This is a genomic window from Williamsia sp. Y712 (assembly GCF_059445525.1).
The window spans coordinates 531,019-545,969 of record NZ_JCAIUN010000004.1 but is presented as its reverse complement, the minus strand read 5'-3'; the positions used below and the strand labels follow the sequence as shown (position 1 = coordinate 545,969).

Genomic DNA, 14,951 nt, shown 5'->3' with positions numbered 1-14,951 from the left:
TGTTCGCGGGTCCCGAAAGCGGTTACAGGTCAGCGGTCTGCGGGCACGGCATGGGGCATCGCGGTCTCATACCAGTGGCGTTCGGCGTCGTTGAGGGTCCCCAATTCCAGTGCGCGCCTGCCCCAGCCCTCGATGAGCCCGATGAACTCCGCCGGATCATAGATGTCTTCCTCCGACGAGAACTTCCCGTCGCCCGCATATGTCAGGATGCTGATGTTGTCCGAACCCATCGCTGAACCGTCGCCCGGATCTCGCATCAAGTTGTTCAGTTTCACCACGATGACCCCGTTGACATCGTCGATGAGATGCCAATAGTCGGGGAATGACGTCATCGCCGACCCGGGGAACTGGGCCAGCGTGGGTTCGACCCAGGCCCAGATGGCGTCGTGTCCGGTCAAAACACCCACCATCTGCTCGTGGTAGGTGGCATCGGGTGTGAACAGGTCGACGAACTCGCGCCAACTGCCTTGTCCCGAAGCTGCTCGAGTGACGGTGGCGCGCCAATGCTGAAATGCTGATTCCAATTCGGTTCTGTCCCACGATGTTGTCATGCTCGGACGCTAGTCATCCGGAAGGTCCGCGGTACCGGACGATAACCGGTCAGTGGGAGAACTGCGGATTTCAATCATCCTGTTCAACAGCGTGATTCGATCTCTCCCGTTGCGTGGGACGACGTTCAAGACCTGCGTCGCAGTCAATTTACCGTGGTGCTAGTCATGCTCACCATTCGGTGGGTTTCGTCTGGATACAAAATAGGAGCGCTCCATGACAGCCACGCTCGAACGGCACCCGATGACCCCGGTGGCGCCGCCGTCGATGATCCAGGATTTCTATACACCGGACGAGATTGCGACCCTCACGTCGGTCATTCGGGACAACGCGCCCTGGCGGTTGATCCTTGCCCATCACTTCGCGTCCACCGAGGAGTACCTTGCCGTGTCAGGCGGCAACAACCGTCGATCAGATGCCCGGTTGTCCGATTTCGTGGCGCCGGTCTTCCGTGGATTCCTCGGCAATGACGGAGTGGTCCTCTATCCGGAGCTGAATGACATCTATTTCGGCCGTAAGCTGCTGGACACGGCAAAACAGTTGCACGGCGCCAAGTACGGGATGGCACACGACCTTCTGTTCAACATGTGCGGCCCGTCGCACAGCTTCGATGCCGGCCACTTCGACACCGGGAGCTTCCGCGGAATCGGATTGCACAATGCACCGCTCTGGCTGCTGGCGGTGATGTTCAAGTCGGGGCTGTTCGACGCCTGGGAGGTCAAGACTGCGCAGGTGATCACTTACTTCTACAACTCTGACGTCGACGGTGGATTCACCTACTGGCCCAAAGGGCCCGACCGGTCACCAGAACGCTTCGCCGCACCGTTCTGGAATACAGCGATACTGACCGATAATTCGCGCATGTACCACCGTCGTGAATCCAGCGGTCCCCGGGATCGGCGCGATCTACCGGGTTTGGACCTGTCGTCGACACTGCACAGCGTCGGTGATGACGAGTGGTCGATTCGCAACGGCGATACAGAGATCAGCCATGTGAAAAACGCCGACATGAGGATGCTCGTGCACTACACCGCATTGCTTTTCGATGATCTGGCGGACGTCAAACGCTACCAAGATCACACAGATGACCTCACCATGGAGAAGGCCTTCGGGATGCTCATCGCAGACCTGCGAGCGAAGGGTGTCACGGTTCCCGAACCGAGCGAGCCCGGTACCGACACAGCGTTCATCGCGCAACTCACCGATTTCTACAAGATGGCTCCCCGTTCCTACCCTGCGGAGGCGCCGTTGGAAGTGCGCAGCTGACCGCACGAGCAAAGAACCATCCCGGACGAGCGTCCGGGATGGTTCTTTTTGGTCGTGTGGCTTCTGAGCGTGTAGTTCCCGTCGGTGATCAGACTTTGAGTGCCGCCGCGGCCTTGCCGGCGCGTCGACCGAAGAAGCTACCGTCTCCCAAGCTCGCGCCGCTGGCATAACCGCCGGCACACACTCCGGATGTACAGCGGCCGGCGGCGTACAGTCCGGGTATCGGTTCTCCGCTGACGTGGAGGACCTCGGCATCAACCGTCGTCTTGAGCCCGCCCAGGGTGAATCCACCCACCATGCCGCGCAGGTCATACGCGGCGATGGGCGTTGTCAGCGGTTTGACCCATTCACTCTTTTTGGAGAAGAACGGGTCCGACGACGTGGCCGCCGCATGACGATTGAACAATTCGATCGTCGAGGTCAGGCCGCCGGTGGGAAACCCCATTTCGCTTTCGAGTTCTTCGACGGTCTCGCATACCCAGGTCGGCGTTCCCCGCATCACCGCACTGGTTGATTCCGTTTGCGTGGCCTCCTCGAATGAGGCCTCGTCGATCACGAGGAATGCATCACCACCTTGGCGGAGAAGGGTTTCTTGCGCAATACGGCCCGGGTAGGTGTCCTCGGCGACGTAACGCTGACCGCGTGCGTTGACGAGAATTCCACGTGCCATCAGTTGAGGGTCACAGAAAATCGCAACCTCTGTTGCATCCATGTGAGAGGTGGCGGCACCCAATGCCTGACTCATTCGGATCGCCTGTCCATCATGGCTTTCGATCGATGCCGCCGGTCTGCCTGCTATCCGCGGTGCATGGTCCTTGAGCATCTCGTCGTTGTAGGCGAAACTTCCGGTCGCCAGAACCACACCGCGGCGGGCGCGGATCGTGAGGTCGGCCCCGTATTGGCGGGCCACCACTCCGGTAACGCGTCCATCGTCATCGATCACGAGAGACTGCGCGCGAGTATCGAATACCGTTCTGACACCGAGCGCTTGTGCGCACTCGATCAGCGGTTTCATGAGCATGTGACCACCGGTCTGTTCCCCCTCGGCCTCGGCTGCTTTTCGGGGAAGATGCCCGCGGGGTGCCGGTGGGATGAGGGCATTGAACGGTGCAGCGTTCTCACCGCCGGAATACATCAGTCCTTCACTGTGAGGGGGCTCCCAACCCGGCTCACCCCAGAACGATTCGTCGAAGACAACCCCGGCATCAATCAACCAGTTGTAGTGGGCGACGCTTTCCTCGCAGTAGATGTCGACTTTGCCCTCATCGACGCCCGGGCCCAAGGCGCTCTTCATGAATGCCTTCATGTTCTCAACCGTGTCGTCGAAACCCAACGCGCGCTGCAACGGTGTGCCGCCGCCCAAGTAGACGAAACCACCGGACATGGCGGCGGCACCGCCGCCGCCACCGAGCCGTTCCAGGACCAGTACGTCAGCACCGGCGCGCGCGGCCTCGATCGCGGCTGCGACTCCAGCTATCCCGAAACCAGCGATCACGACGTCCGCTTCGAGTGACCAAGTCGCCACGGTTGAAGATCTCACTGGCTTGAGGGTCGGATCTACCACGGTGCCTCCTAGTTGCGTGTTTCATCAAAGTAGGTCAATGCGCACCCTTGTGCGCCAGAGGTACTCCCTCTCACCGGGAGTGGTTGTGCCCGAGAAGATCTCTCTCCCGCTGTATGGGCACCCCGGGTTGTCAGGGGCTCGCGGCTCGAACACCATGTGGGATCAGCCAATCAGATGGTTCCCGCCAGTCCCAGGAGTTCCCATGGTTTCCGGTCTCGAAGAGCGTAGCGTTTCCGCAGTTGCGATCGAACTAGCACAACTCGTGGGTGCCTGGTGGTACCACTACGACGAATGGCATCCTGAAATTCTGCGTGGAATGCTGTCAGATGATGCAACTTTCAGTTCCCGTACCGATAGCGGCGCAACAGAATACGAGGAGTTCGTGCGAGCCGACATCGCCGGTGCGGACGCAGTGATGGTGTGGCAGGAGGATCATCGAATCAATAGCCCCTATCCGTTGCGGCATTGTGGCTCCAATGTGCATGTCACGAGTTTTTCCGGTGACGTGGTGGAGTTCGCGTCATACATTTTTGTCACCAAGATCGTCGACGGTAGGCCGTTGTCGTTGTCGACCGGAACTGCCTGTGGCGCAGTGCGAATCACCGACCGCGGACTGTTGATGCACCGGCTTGACGTCGTTCTCGACACGACAGATTCGGTGCCCTTGGCGGAACGCGCGAATGCTGGCAGGGCGTGATGGTGGCCGACCGTCACGCGGCTTTCCAACTGCCAGAGGTCGGAATGGGTCGTATGAGGAGCAATTGGGCGCTGTCCAACGGCGCTGTCCGAGCAGGGTGTCGGCTGACAAAGTGAGGCATGGACGATGAGGATCGCTGGAAAGGTGTTTGCGCTGACCGGAGCTGGAAATGGCATAGGCCGTCAGGTTGCACTCGAACTACTCGCACGGGGCGCTCGAGTTGCTCTGATCGACCGGGATCAGGCCGCATTGAACCAGACCCGGGAACTGTCGGGTCCGGACAGCGCGCGGGTGTCGACACACGTGGCCGATGTCAGCGATCCCGAAGTGGTCGACGACCTACCTGCGCAGGTGATCGCGGAACACGGTCAGGTTGACGGGCTCCTCAACGTCGCGGGGATCATTCATCGTTTTGTTCCGTCGGCAGAACTCGAGCGGCATGAGATCCGTCGGATTGTTGATGTCAATTTCTGGGGAACCGTACACACGACCCTCGCGTTCCTCCCGGAGCTGCGGAAGCGGCCTGAGGCCGCCATCATCAATATCTCGAGCCTTTCCGCTCTCGTTGCCTTCGCGGGCCAGACGTTCTACAGCGCAACGAAGGCGGCAGTGAAGCAGTTCACCGAGGGCCTGTATGAGGAGCTCATCGATTCGAACATCACGGTGACGGCAGTCTTTCCCGGCAATATCAGTACGGATATCAGTGGAAACTCGGGTGTGACGATGATCGATGCGGGCAGCCGAAAGGTTCGGTCGACAACACCGGAGCAGACTGGTCGCGAAATCGTCGACGCCATCGAGAAGGGTAAAGCTCGACTGTTGGTGGGGGCCGATGCGAAGCTGTTGGGAGCGCTGACCCGACTGGCACCGGTCATGACGATGCGCCTTGTCGCCAAGCAGATGAAGAGCGTGCTGTGAACCCGGCGGGGCCCTGCTGCACTCTCACCGGGACGGATCGATGAGGATTTTCGCGTGGCGCTCGGGATCGCCGAGGTCGTTGAATGCCTGTGCGACGCCGTCGAGGCCAACGGTCGCCGTGTGCAGCGGCGACGGGTCGACCTTGCCGGAGGCGATCATGCCCAGCGTTTGGCTGAATTCTGCTGGGTCGTAACCGAAGACGAAGCGCAGGTCGATCTCTTTGCTGAGGGCAACAGCTGGGCGGAACTTGTCGACTTCGGTGCACATTCCGACCACTGTCACCAGCGACCGAAGCGGTGCGTTGGCGATTATGTGATCGATGATTCCGGAGACGCCGGCACATTCGAAGACGACTGGACCGCTCGGAGATTGGCCGAGTCGATCGGCGCCGAAGAAGATCTTCTCCACCGAGGCGAATGGGATCCGGCGCACGGCTTTGGTCATCTTGAGTGCGAAAGCGAGGAGTTCCGGCGTCGAGTTCACCGGGTCCTTGAGTGTGATGGTGTCCCAGGGCGATTGGACCTTGGGGTCGACGACCACATCGGCACCGCACTGGGTGGCGAGCTTCCGCCGGCCGGATGAGAGATCGGAAGCGATGACCGTCGTGACGCCTGCAGCCTTGAGCATCAGGATCACCGCCAGGCCGATGGGACCGCAGCCGATGACGACGGCGGGGCGTTTTTTGCTGATTCCCGATCGACGGACCGCATGCCGTGCGACGGTGAGCGGCTCGGTGAACGCGGCCTTGTCGGGCGAGACACCGTCGGGAACGGGAAATGTCAGCGCTTCCTCCACGAGGGTGTATTCGGCATAGCCACCCGCTGCGTGAATGTCGAAGCCCGTCAGATGCATTCCGACCTCGGTGCGAAGGATGGGCAGCGCCGTAACCGTCGTACCTGCAGCCCAACGGCCCCGGGTCTTCGGGCCGTACGACACCACCTCGCCGAGGAACTCGTGACCGAGAATGACTTCCTGGTCCGGAAGGATCGCTGTCGTGTAACCCGATTCGAGCATCAACGCATTCAACTCGGAGGCGTCCTTGGTGGCGTGCAGATCCGATCCGCAGATCCCGGTCCGCAGTACCTTGATCAGGATTTGTCCCGGACCTGGTTCGGGTGTCTTTACCTCGCGAACGCTGAGCTCGCCCTCCGTGCAGACAACGGCCTTCATCGCGTCTATCTCCTATGCATCGATGGAAATTGAGCCCTGCGCGCGAGAGACGCACAGGATCATGTGGTCATCGCGTTCGTAGTCGGTCAGAACATTGTCTCGGTGCTCGACCTGGCCGTCCAGTAGCCGCACCTTGCACGTTCCGCAGAAGCCTTGTTGGCAGGAGTAGGCCTGTCCTGGCTTGGTCCGCCGAATCGCCGTCAGAGCGGACTCGTCGGACTTGACCTGTACCTCCACGCCCGTGTTGGCGAGCCGGATGGTGAACGCCTCTCCGCCGAGAACTGGTGGTGGGCTGAACCGTTCGTAATGCAGTGTGTCGATCTGCGGGTCCGGAATCTGTGCGCGAATTGCGTCGATCATCGGTGCCGGCCCACATGTGTAGAGCGCGGCACCGGTTGGTGCGAGGTCGATGATCTTGCCGGCGTCGGGTGTGCCGTATTCGTCGTCGGGCCAGATGTGGACTTCGTGGTTGCCCACGATCTGGCTGATCTCGTCGAGAAAGGGCATCGACGCTCGGTTTCGGCCGGTGTAGATGAGGACGTACGGGTCGCCTCGACGAGCCACGTCGCGCAGCATCGGCAGAATGGGCGTGATCCCGATACCGCCGGCGACGAAGACATACCCGCGGGGAGAGTTGATGAACGGGAACGCGTTACGTGGACCCTTCAACGTCAGTTCCTGCCCGACCTCAAGGGTGTGGACCTCTGCCGAACCTCCACCACCACCGCGGGATTCGTCAATGCGGCGGACCGAGATGCGATAGGTGCGTAGATCGTCGGGGTCGCTGTTGAGGCTGTACTGGCGCGTCCGGCCGGTGGGTAGCACGATGTCGACATGGGCGCCGGGATCCCAGGCCGGGAACAGTTGTTGGTCGGTGCGGGTGAACCACAGCGTCCGGACGTCGCTGGCCTCTTCGCTGACGTGTGCAACCCGAACATGTAGTTCACGATCGACGGTGGCCACCGGCGAACGGCCACGGGCCGAACGCTGGGCGGCTTTGGTCCACCATTTCCCGGTCACCGTCTCGAAGAATCGGAAGACGAACGCGTCCGGGATATCGGTTCCCGGCGTGTAGCGAACGGGCTGATCGCCCCTTCCGCGTCGATTCGGTTGGTGTGTAATTGCTCTCATGATGTCTGGGCGTCCGCAAGAGCATCTGCACGCATGGCCGCGGGCGACTTCGCCAGATAGGCGACGGCCTGCGATGTCGAGCCCTCATGGGACGGATGATACGTCGGCAGGAAATACTTCCAGGATGCCTTCGCGAAGGTACCCAGGCCGGGAACGATGTGACGGACCTCGGCCCACATCAGTTTGACGATGCTGGCGCGGGGTCGCTTCGCGGAGGCCGGGATCGTGGGATCGTTCGCCGTCATGAACTTGACGCCGCGCCACCACAGAGAGAACAGCAGGATTCCGCCCACCGCATAGGTGCGGACCCGGCGCCAGTACCGGCCGTCGATGTGCTTGTAGACGTCGTACGCGACGGTGCGATGTTCGACTTCCTCGGCTCCATGCCATCGGAGCAAGTCCAGCATCGTCTCGTTCGATTTGAGCTCGTCGAGCTTGGGGGAGTTGAGGCTCCAATTGCCCAGTACTGCAGTGAGATGCTCGACCCCGGCGACCAATGCGGCACGCTCGATCAGCCATTCTTCCCTGGCCTGGCCCTCGAGGTCACGATCCCCGAGCACCTTGCGGAACATGTCCTCGATTTCCGCGACGTACGGCCTGACATCGAGACCGTTGGCGTTGAAATAGTCCTGCACCCCCTGATGGGAGGCGGCGTGGACGCCTTCCTGCCCGATGAACCCAACGATGTCCTCATGTAGCTGGTCGTCCTGAATCATCGGCAGAATCTCGCTGAACACCTTCACGAACCAGCGCTCACCCTCGGGGAGTAAGAGATGAAGGACGTTGATGTAGTGCGAGGAGAAGCGCTCACCCGGAATCCACTCGAATGGCAAACCGGCCCAATCGAATTTCACGTTGCGGGCGTGCAGTGCGACCTTGCTGGGATCGCCGTGGCGCTGCGATGTCATGGCCATCTCGAATCTCCGTTCTGGTGCTTCACACCGGTGCTGATGAACTCGGTGACGATGGCTGTGATCAGGGTGGGGTTCTGCTCCACCACCCAGTGGTTGCCTGGGATTTCGCGTATACGCAGGCTGTCCACGAACGGTTTTGGTGCTTCGAGTCCGAGGGGAACGGTGACGTGCGCGTCATCGGTCGGGGCGAGAACCTGCACCGGACACACCGCTCGAGTGGGTCGTGGTGTGAGCAGGTGGCGAAAATTGGCGCGGTACAACTCGATTCCGTTGATCGCGTCGCGCCGGGACCGACGTCCGGACGGGACCTGACGGTCGGTCGGCACGCCGACGTTCTCGGATCGGGAGATCAACTTCTCGACGACACCTCGCCGAACCAGCAATTCGGGGAGGAACGGCAGTTGGAACGCAAAGATGTACCAGGAGTCGGCGAGTTGACGGAGGAAATCGCGTGGATGACGGTGCCCACGGCGCAACCAGGCGCCCGCCATGTCCAGGCTCGGGCCGGAGATGGACGTGAACGACATGAGTCTATCGGCGAATGCTGGATCAGTTGCAGCGGACCAGCTTTGGATCGATCCCCAGTCGTGGGCGATCAGATGGACAGGTGCGTCGGGACTCGTCAGGGAGATGACGGTCGCGAGATCGTCGCGTAGTTGGGACATCGCATACCCGTCCCGCTTGGCGGGTTGGCCTGATGCTCCGGTACCGCGCACGTCGTATGTTACGACGTGGAAGTCGGCGGCCGCCAGAGCGATTGCCGGTTCCCAGACCGAGTGGTCGTCGGGAAACCCATGGACGAATAGTGCCGAGGGCCGGTCGGTGTCGCCGTACTCGTAAATCGCGAGCTTGACGCCGTCGGTGGCGTCGGCGAACTGCGTTGGCTCACCTGGCTGAGTGGCATTGTTGGCGATGAGTGCGGGGGTCCCGTGCATGGTCGGTTCGTTGGTCACTGGATGACTTCTTTCACTTGTTCGATGGCGTCGTCCGCAAAACCGGCGGCATGTGAAGCGGCCGACGTGAAGCGAAGCTCGGGGTCGTCGATCGGGTCCTTGCCGAGGACGATCCGGTCGCGGTTGAAGTCCTGGGGAGCCTGCCACGGTCCGTGGGCGCCCTGCTTGGGGAACAGGTGCATCGCCCGGTTGATGTAGCCCGCGTCGAATTCGATGAACCGCTTGACCTGCATCGAACTGTCGGAGACGACGGGTACGACGCTGGAGTAACCGTTCTCGCTCATGTGGTCGAGAAGTCGGCAGAACCACTGTGCGACGAGGTCTGCCTTGAGAGTCCATGAGTGGTTGACGTACCCGACGGTGAACGCGAAGTTCGGGAGATCACTGACCATTACGGTCTTGTAGATCACGTGGTCGGGTAGGTCGATGGGCCGGCCGTCGACCGCGAATGCGATCTTTCCGAAGGGCACCATCTTCAGCCCCGTAGCGGTGACGATGATGTCGGCGTCGAGCCGCGTACCTGATTCGAGTTCGATCCCGGATTCGGTGAACCGCACGATCTTGTCGGTGACCACCGCGGCGCGACCCTTCGCGATTGCTTTGAACAGGTCCCCGTCGGGGACCATGCACATGCGCTGGTCCCACGGGTCGTATTCCGGATGGAAGTGGGTATCGACGTCGAAGCCCTCGGGGAGCGCGGCAACCGTCATCTTACGGACGAGCACCCGAGCCTGTCGTGGGAATTTCCGGCTGCCCTTGTAGACGAGATTTCCTTTGTGAATGCTGATCTCGCGAGAGATCGAGTAGGCAGTCTTCTCGGGGAGGATCCGTCGGAGTGTGTTCGCGATCGGATCCTTGCGCGGGATGGGGATCACGTACGACGGGGACCGCTGCAGCATTGTGACGTGCTCGGCGTTCTCTGCGATCGACGGCAGAAGTGTGACCGCGGTGGCGCCACTTCCGATGACCACGACTTTCTTGCCCGAGTAATCCAGGTCTTCGGGCCAATGCTGCGGGTGGATGATCTGGCCCCCGAAGTCTTCACGGCCCGCGAACTCCGGCGTGAAACCCTCAGCGGCGTCGTAATAGCCGGCGGCGGAGAACAACATCGACGCGGTCACGTCGACTCGGACTCCGTCGACGGCACGCTCGAGTGTGACCACCCAACGCTGCTCGGGTGTCGAGAAGTCCGCCTGGACAACCTTGAAGCCGAGATGGATGTGGCGTTGTAGACCGTTTTCGCTGACGGTTTCCTGGAGGTAGTCGAGGATTTCGTTGGCGTCGGCGATCGAGTTGTCGCGACGCCACGGCTTGAAGCCGAATCCATATGCCTGCAAATCGGAATCAGAGCGAATCCCGGGGTAGCGGAACAGATCCCACGTGCCGCCGATTGATTCGCGCGCATCGACGATTGCGAAGGTTCGGGCGGGCTGTGAATGCTTGAGGGTGTATCCCATCCCGATCCCGGCCAGGCCGGCGCCGACGACGAGGACGTCGACGTGATCGAATGCGACGCCTGAATCAGGCGCAGGGGCTGTAGGCATGTCAACTCCCGTAGTTGAGCTTCTGTGTGACGTTGCCTACAAGCGTCGCAAGAGGGCGGCGTTATAACTTGTCTTCAGGCGACATAGATTTGCCATTTGACGACAGCGGCTCGTTCCGCGGTGCGGCGGAAGCGTCAGTTCGGCCTGCCAACCTAGAGGATCGGATCCTCCGGGCGACTGCCGCGTCGCCGTTTGAGCAGGGCTCGCGGCGACTCGCCGTACCAGCGGCGGCAGGCACGGGTGAAGCTGCTCTGCTCGGCATAGCCCAGGGCCGAGGCGATCTGCGAGGCCTGCAAGCCGGTTGCGGCGAGCTCCCAGGCGCTCGCCCGTCGAACCTCGTCGAGAATTTTCTCGAAGGTGGTGTCTTCGGTCGCCAGTTCGCGTTGCAGCGTGCGCTCGTGCAGCGACACCGCTCGGGCCACCTGGTTGAGGCCGGCCTCGCCGACCAGGAGTAAACGCCGCGTGACGTCGCGGACATGCTCGGCCAGTGCTACGCCGGAATGGACCCGGGCCAGGTATTCCTGGGCAAGTGTGAGTGCGGCTTCGTCGCGATCCGCGATGGCACGGGTGAGATGTGCCGGCGACAGGTGAATGGTGTTCTGGCTCTGCCCGAACTCGGCCGGGCAAGCAAACACATCGAAGTAGGACTCCAGTGGTGCGAGCCGTTCATGCTGGAACGTGACCTTTATCGGCCCCACTCTGTCGCCGATCATGACGTTGATGGCGTTCATGGCCAGTGCCTGGTTCTTCTCCACCATCTGGCGCCGGTCGAAGTCGTTGTGGAGGATCGTCGAGTACGAGTAGATCGCCGATCCCGGCGACGTGGTCAGCCGCGCGGTGTCGGCGGGCGCAAGGTTTCCGACGAAACGGCAGAAGTTCGTGATCGCTTCGCCCACTGTCTCGGCATTGCGCAAGATGACGCTCAGCGGTCCCAGCGATGCGATGCTCTGCATGCCACCGAGTCGCAACCCGAAGTCGAGACAATCGAATTCGCGAGCTGCGTGACCAAGTACCGCAGCCGCGTCTTCGTAGCGGACATACCGGTCGAAGTCGCCGACCGCGAGCGGATCGATGCCCCGCGACCGGAGAAGGCTGTCGGCATCCCCGCCGAGTTCGGTGATGAGCTCATCTGCCCGGGAGATCAGCGAACCTCGCGTCAAGACAGCCATGAATGACAGTGTGGGGGGCAGTGTCGTACAAAGACAAGTTCGGTCTGGGTGGTACCCAACTGCCGCTGAACGGTGTTGCACGCTCGTGCTACAACGATCATATCTCGGCGACGCTGATCGAGCCCTTGAGATCTTCGTTGCACCAGAGGTATTCATCAGGAGGAACATTCATGCCGACGTTTGCCGAGGTCATCAATCCGTTCGATGCGGGGGCAAATTTTGTTGTCCCGGAGTCGTGGACCCAGGGTCGCACGGCGTTCGGAGGCCTCACCGCGGCCTTGGCTGTCGACGCGGCCCGACAGGCTCACGGCCCGGACCTTCCCCCGCTGCGATCGGCGCAGTTCGCGTTCACCGCGCCGGCTGTCGATTCGGTCCAAATGGCCACTCGCATGGTGCGACAAGGTCGTTCGACCACAAGCATCACGGTGGAATGTACAAGCCAATCTGAGGTCGCATCACTGGCCACGTTGGTGTTCGCACGTCCACGTGCGAGCATTGTCGATCACTCGTCCATTACTCAGCCCGATGTTCCCGGACCCGATGAGTGCCCGCCGTTCGCGGAGGCTTCATCGTTGCGGCCGACGTTTGTCGAAAACTTTGATATCAGGCGCGCCGGAGGAACCACACCCCTGTCGAGGGCCGATCGGCCCGAGTTCATTGCCTGGGCCCGCCATCTGGACGCGACCGACGTCGACCCGCATGTTGCGGTGGTGGCGCTTGCGGACTGCCTCGCTCCCGCGGTCACCACCTCGTTCGTGGAGTGGGCGCCCATCAGCACCATGACCTGGACCCTGCACTTCTGTAGCGACATCGTCGCCGACCCGTCGGGATGGTTCCTCATCAGATCATCGAGTGACTACGCAGCGAACGGCTATTCGTACCAGACGATGGCGGTCTATGACGCGGACAAAACCCTCGTCCTGACCGCGACGCAAACGGTCGCGCTCTACGCCTGACGCCCGGCGCCTCCGGAGAGTTTCTCCGCTTAAGCTGGGGGTCGATGTCGGGAACTTCTCGGCGTCGAAGGAGGGGGGCCGGGTATGGCTGAAGTGAAGACAGTGTCGCGGCGCCCGCGCGCGGATGGTGAGAGGAATCGCGCCCATATCCTGGCGGTCGCGGAGGAGGTGTTCTCGGAGGAGGGGATTTCGGGCTCGATCAACGAGATCGCCAAGCGTGCCGGTGTCGGTGCGGGCACCCTGTATCGACACTTTCCGTCTCGGGATGCGTTGCTTGCTGAGTTGCTTCGCAGTCGTGACGAAGAGCTGGCGGCTCGTCGGGACGCTATCGAGGCTGATGAGTCGGATTCCGCCTCAGCTCTTCAAGAATGGCTCGATGCGGTAGCCCAATGGTCTTCGGCGTTCGAGGGCCTGCCGAATCCGTTGCGCGAGGCGCTGACTCAAGAGACGTCGCCTTTGGCGCTCACCTGTGAAGGGTTTGTCACCACCACTGAGCACTTCCTTGACGCGGCCCAACGGGATGGGGCGGCGCGCGGCGGGGTGCGGGGTCGCGAGTTGTTCCTCGCAGTGCTCGCGATGTCATGGGTCAGTGGTGCCGCCATGGCGGACGAGACGTCGTCGGAGGCGTTGCGGGCGTTGATGCGATCGGGCTGGGCCCGATCTGCAGACACGCGGCAGTAAGCGCGTAGGCGAGGTGTGATTCGACCTGAGCTTGCTAAGCGGAGAACCTATCCGTAACGTCGAGCGCAGCGGAGAGCCTCTCCGGATAGCGAGGTTTGATCGATGGATAAGCCGCAGATGCTGCTGGCCATGCAGTTGGTAGGCGGATACGGCAGCGAACCGGGTGCCTGGCGGTTGCCCGATGTGAACTTGGACAGCCACACCGACATGGACGCCTACGTCCGCTTCGCGCGAAGCGCAGAGCGCGGCAAGATCCAGTTGCTGTTTTTCGCCGATACGCCGGCCTTGGACATCGATCTTGCGCGGCAACCTTTGAATTACGTGCTCGATCCGATTGTGGTGATGACGGCGATAGCGCGGGAGACTTCACGGATCGGATTGGTGGCGACAAGCTCGACGACGTTCACGGAACCGTTCAACCTCGCCAGGCAATACAAGGCGCTCGACGTGATCAGTCGCGGCCGCGTCGGTTGGAATGCGGTGACTACCTCGAGTCCTCAGGCGGCGGCCAACTTCGGTGCCGCTATTCCTCCGCGGCAACAGAAATACGAGCGGGCCCACGAGGTGATTCAGATCGTCGAGTCTTTGTGGGGCAGTTGGCAGAAGGACGCGTTCATCGGTGATGTCGAACGCGGCGTTTACGCCGACCCCGACAAGGTGAGTCCAGTGAATCTGCGGGGCAAGTACGTGGCTGCGCGGGGCCCTCTGGCCATTCCGCCGTCCGAGCAGGGGCAGCCGGTGATCTTTCAGGCCGGTGGTGGGCGGGAGGGGATCGAGTTGGCCGGCATGTACGCGGACGGTGTGTACGCCAACCCTTACACCATCGAGAGTGGGCGTGCGCAACGGCAAGCGCTGCGTGCGTCCGCGGTCGCGGCCGGCCGTGAGGCGGACGATGTGAAGATGTTTGCCGGGTTCATGCCGACCGTCGCCGATTCGAAGGAGGATGCACTGGCGCGGCGTCGTCGTCTGGATGAGTCGATCGATCTCGAACAGCGCGTCGGATACCTGGGAGCAATGTTGGGACTTCGGTTGAGCTACAACGATATTGATCGCCCGGTCTCCGGTGCCATGCTCGCTCGTGCCGTGGCCAACCCTGGCGATCCGCGATCGGAACGGGCGCTCGAGGTAGTCCGAGAAGGCTGGTCGCTGCGAGATGTCATAGCGCACGGCGTGATCGACTATCACCCTGTTGTCGCCGGAACGCCCGAGGATATCGCCGATCACATGCAGGAATGGTTTGAAGCCGGTGCGTGCGATGGCTTCTCGATCGCCGTGGACGGTCTTCACGACGGCGTGAACGCGTTTGTTGATCGGGTTGTGCCGATCCTGCAGGAACGCGGGATCTTTCACTTTGACTACGACGGTCCGACCTTGCGAGACAACCTCAAGGCCGCACCACGCTACGGGCGCGATGCGCGCGTATCGCACTGACCTCCAAG

Annotated in this window: 14 protein-coding genes; 6 read left to right on the top strand and 8 right to left on the bottom strand. The window is 61.7% G+C overall.

The genetic code is table 11. From position 1 onward, the window contains the following. Nucleotides 1–29: 29 nt before the first annotated feature. The gene (locus tag AC1D75_RS25710; RefSeq protein WP_495518150.1) at nucleotides 30–551 is read right to left on the bottom strand and encodes a nuclear transport factor 2 family protein; all 522 of its coding nucleotides are present in this window, start codon (nucleotides 549–551) and stop codon (nucleotides 30–32) included. Between the two features lie 214 nt (nucleotides 552–765). On the opposite strand from AC1D75_RS25710, the gene AC1D75_RS25705 reads away from it, so the two are divergent. Then, nucleotides 766–1,815 (top strand): hypothetical protein, encoded by a 1,050-nt coding sequence (locus AC1D75_RS25705; protein WP_495518149.1) that lies wholly within the window; start codon nucleotides 766–768, stop codon nucleotides 1,813–1,815. Nucleotides 1,816–1,903: 88 nt separating this feature from the next. Here AC1D75_RS25705 and AC1D75_RS25700 read toward each other — a convergent pair whose 3' ends face one another. After that, nucleotides 1,904–3,379 carry an FAD-dependent oxidoreductase gene (locus tag AC1D75_RS25700; RefSeq protein WP_495518148.1) on the bottom strand — a complete coding sequence of 492 codons (1,476 nt, stop codon included), beginning with the start codon at nucleotides 3,377–3,379 and terminating at the stop codon, nucleotides 1,904–1,906. Nucleotides 3,380–3,581: 202 nt separating this feature from the next. Here AC1D75_RS25700 and AC1D75_RS25695 point away from each other — a divergent pair, with 202 nt between their 5' ends. Beyond that, nucleotides 3,582–4,076 (top strand): hypothetical protein, encoded by a 495-nt coding sequence (locus AC1D75_RS25695; RefSeq protein ID WP_495518147.1) that lies wholly within the window; start codon nucleotides 3,582–3,584, stop codon nucleotides 4,074–4,076. A gap of 126 nt (nucleotides 4,077–4,202) precedes the next feature. Further along, complete coding sequence (locus AC1D75_RS25690) at nucleotides 4,203–4,994, top strand: SDR family NAD(P)-dependent oxidoreductase (protein WP_495518146.1); 792 nt, start codon at nucleotides 4,203–4,205, stop codon at nucleotides 4,992–4,994. Between the two features lie 24 nt (nucleotides 4,995–5,018). Here AC1D75_RS25690 and AC1D75_RS25685 read toward each other — a convergent pair whose 3' ends face one another. The 6 genes from AC1D75_RS25685 to AC1D75_RS25660 form a co-directional block, all read right to left on the bottom strand. After that, a complete protein-coding gene (locus AC1D75_RS25685) occupies nucleotides 5,019–6,164 on the bottom strand; it encodes a zinc-binding dehydrogenase (protein WP_495518145.1) in 1,146 nt (381 codons plus the stop codon). A gap of 12 nt (nucleotides 6,165–6,176) precedes the next feature. Further along, nucleotides 6,177–7,295, bottom strand: a complete 1,119-nt coding sequence (locus AC1D75_RS25680; protein ID WP_495518144.1) for a PDR/VanB family oxidoreductase — start codon at nucleotides 7,293–7,295, stop codon at nucleotides 6,177–6,179. Beyond that, entirely contained in the window at nucleotides 7,292–8,209 is a 918-nt protein-coding gene (locus tag AC1D75_RS25675; RefSeq protein WP_495518143.1) for a metal-dependent hydrolase, read from the bottom strand. The genes AC1D75_RS25680 and AC1D75_RS25675 overlap by 4 nt, the downstream gene beginning before the upstream one ends. Next, nucleotides 8,200–9,162 carry an alpha/beta fold hydrolase gene (locus AC1D75_RS25670; protein ID WP_495518142.1) on the bottom strand — a complete coding sequence of 321 codons (963 nt, stop codon included), beginning with the start codon at nucleotides 9,160–9,162 and terminating at the stop codon, nucleotides 8,200–8,202. The genes AC1D75_RS25675 and AC1D75_RS25670 overlap by 10 nt, the downstream gene beginning before the upstream one ends. Then, nucleotides 9,159–10,706 (bottom strand): flavin-containing monooxygenase, encoded by a 1,548-nt coding sequence (locus AC1D75_RS25665; protein WP_495518141.1) that lies wholly within the window; start codon nucleotides 10,704–10,706, stop codon nucleotides 9,159–9,161. Before AC1D75_RS25665 ends, AC1D75_RS25670 begins: the two co-directional genes overlap by 4 nt. 152 nt (nucleotides 10,707–10,858) lie before the next feature. Beyond that, complete coding sequence (locus AC1D75_RS25660; protein ID WP_495518140.1) at nucleotides 10,859–11,875, bottom strand: AraC family transcriptional regulator; 1,017 nt, start codon at nucleotides 11,873–11,875, stop codon at nucleotides 10,859–10,861. A 170-nt stretch (nucleotides 11,876–12,045) separates the two neighbouring features. Between AC1D75_RS25660 and AC1D75_RS25655 the strand changes: the two genes are divergently transcribed. The 3 genes from AC1D75_RS25655 (at nucleotide 12,046) to AC1D75_RS25645 (ending at nucleotide 14,943) form a co-directional block, all read left to right on the top strand. Continuing rightward, nucleotides 12,046–12,831 carry a thioesterase family protein gene (locus AC1D75_RS25655; RefSeq protein ID WP_495518139.1) on the top strand — a complete coding sequence of 262 codons (786 nt, stop codon included), beginning with the start codon at nucleotides 12,046–12,048 and terminating at the stop codon, nucleotides 12,829–12,831. An 84-nt stretch (nucleotides 12,832–12,915) separates the two neighbouring features. Further along, nucleotides 12,916–13,512 carry a TetR/AcrR family transcriptional regulator gene (locus tag AC1D75_RS25650; RefSeq protein WP_495518138.1) on the top strand — a complete coding sequence of 199 codons (597 nt, stop codon included), beginning with the start codon at nucleotides 12,916–12,918 and terminating at the stop codon, nucleotides 13,510–13,512. A 102-nt stretch (nucleotides 13,513–13,614) separates the two neighbouring features. Then, a complete protein-coding gene (locus AC1D75_RS25645) occupies nucleotides 13,615–14,943 on the top strand; it encodes an NtaA/DmoA family FMN-dependent monooxygenase (RefSeq protein WP_495518137.1) in 1,329 nt (442 codons plus the stop codon). Nucleotides 14,944–14,951: the final 8 nt, after the last annotated feature.

What these genes read in the sequence shown, in the direction of transcription:
- AC1D75_RS25710 (WP_495518150.1), bottom strand. Translation starts at nt 551, where the DNA reads ATGACAACATCGTGGGACAGAACCGAATTGGAATCAGCATTTCAGCAT.
- AC1D75_RS25705 (WP_495518149.1), top strand. Translation starts at nt 766, where the DNA reads ATGACAGCCACGCTCGAACGGCACCCGATGACCCCGGTGGCGCCGCCG.
- AC1D75_RS25695 (WP_495518147.1), top strand. Translation starts at nt 3,582, where the DNA reads ATGGTTTCCGGTCTCGAAGAGCGTAGCGTTTCCGCAGTTGCGATCGAA.
- AC1D75_RS25690 (WP_495518146.1), top strand. Translation starts at nt 4,203, where the DNA reads ATGAGGATCGCTGGAAAGGTGTTTGCGCTGACCGGAGCTGGAAATGGC.
- AC1D75_RS25685 (WP_495518145.1), bottom strand. Translation starts at nt 6,164, where the DNA reads ATGAAGGCCGTTGTCTGCACGGAGGGCGAGCTCAGCGTTCGCGAGGTA.
- AC1D75_RS25680 (WP_495518144.1), bottom strand. Translation starts at nt 7,295, where the DNA reads ATGAGAGCAATTACACACCAACCGAATCGACGCGGAAGGGGCGATCAG.
- AC1D75_RS25675 (WP_495518143.1), bottom strand. Translation starts at nt 8,209, where the DNA reads ATGGCCATGACATCGCAGCGCCACGGCGATCCCAGCAAGGTCGCACTG.
- AC1D75_RS25665 (WP_495518141.1), bottom strand. Translation starts at nt 10,706, where the DNA reads ATGCCTACAGCCCCTGCGCCTGATTCAGGCGTCGCATTCGATCACGTC.
- AC1D75_RS25660 (WP_495518140.1), bottom strand. Translation starts at nt 11,875, where the DNA reads ATGGCTGTCTTGACGCGAGGTTCGCTGATCTCCCGGGCAGATGAGCTC.
- AC1D75_RS25655 (WP_495518139.1), top strand. Translation starts at nt 12,046, where the DNA reads ATGCCGACGTTTGCCGAGGTCATCAATCCGTTCGATGCGGGGGCAAAT.
- AC1D75_RS25650 (WP_495518138.1), top strand. Translation starts at nt 12,916, where the DNA reads ATGGCTGAAGTGAAGACAGTGTCGCGGCGCCCGCGCGCGGATGGTGAG.
- AC1D75_RS25645 (WP_495518137.1), top strand. Translation starts at nt 13,615, where the DNA reads ATGGATAAGCCGCAGATGCTGCTGGCCATGCAGTTGGTAGGCGGATAC.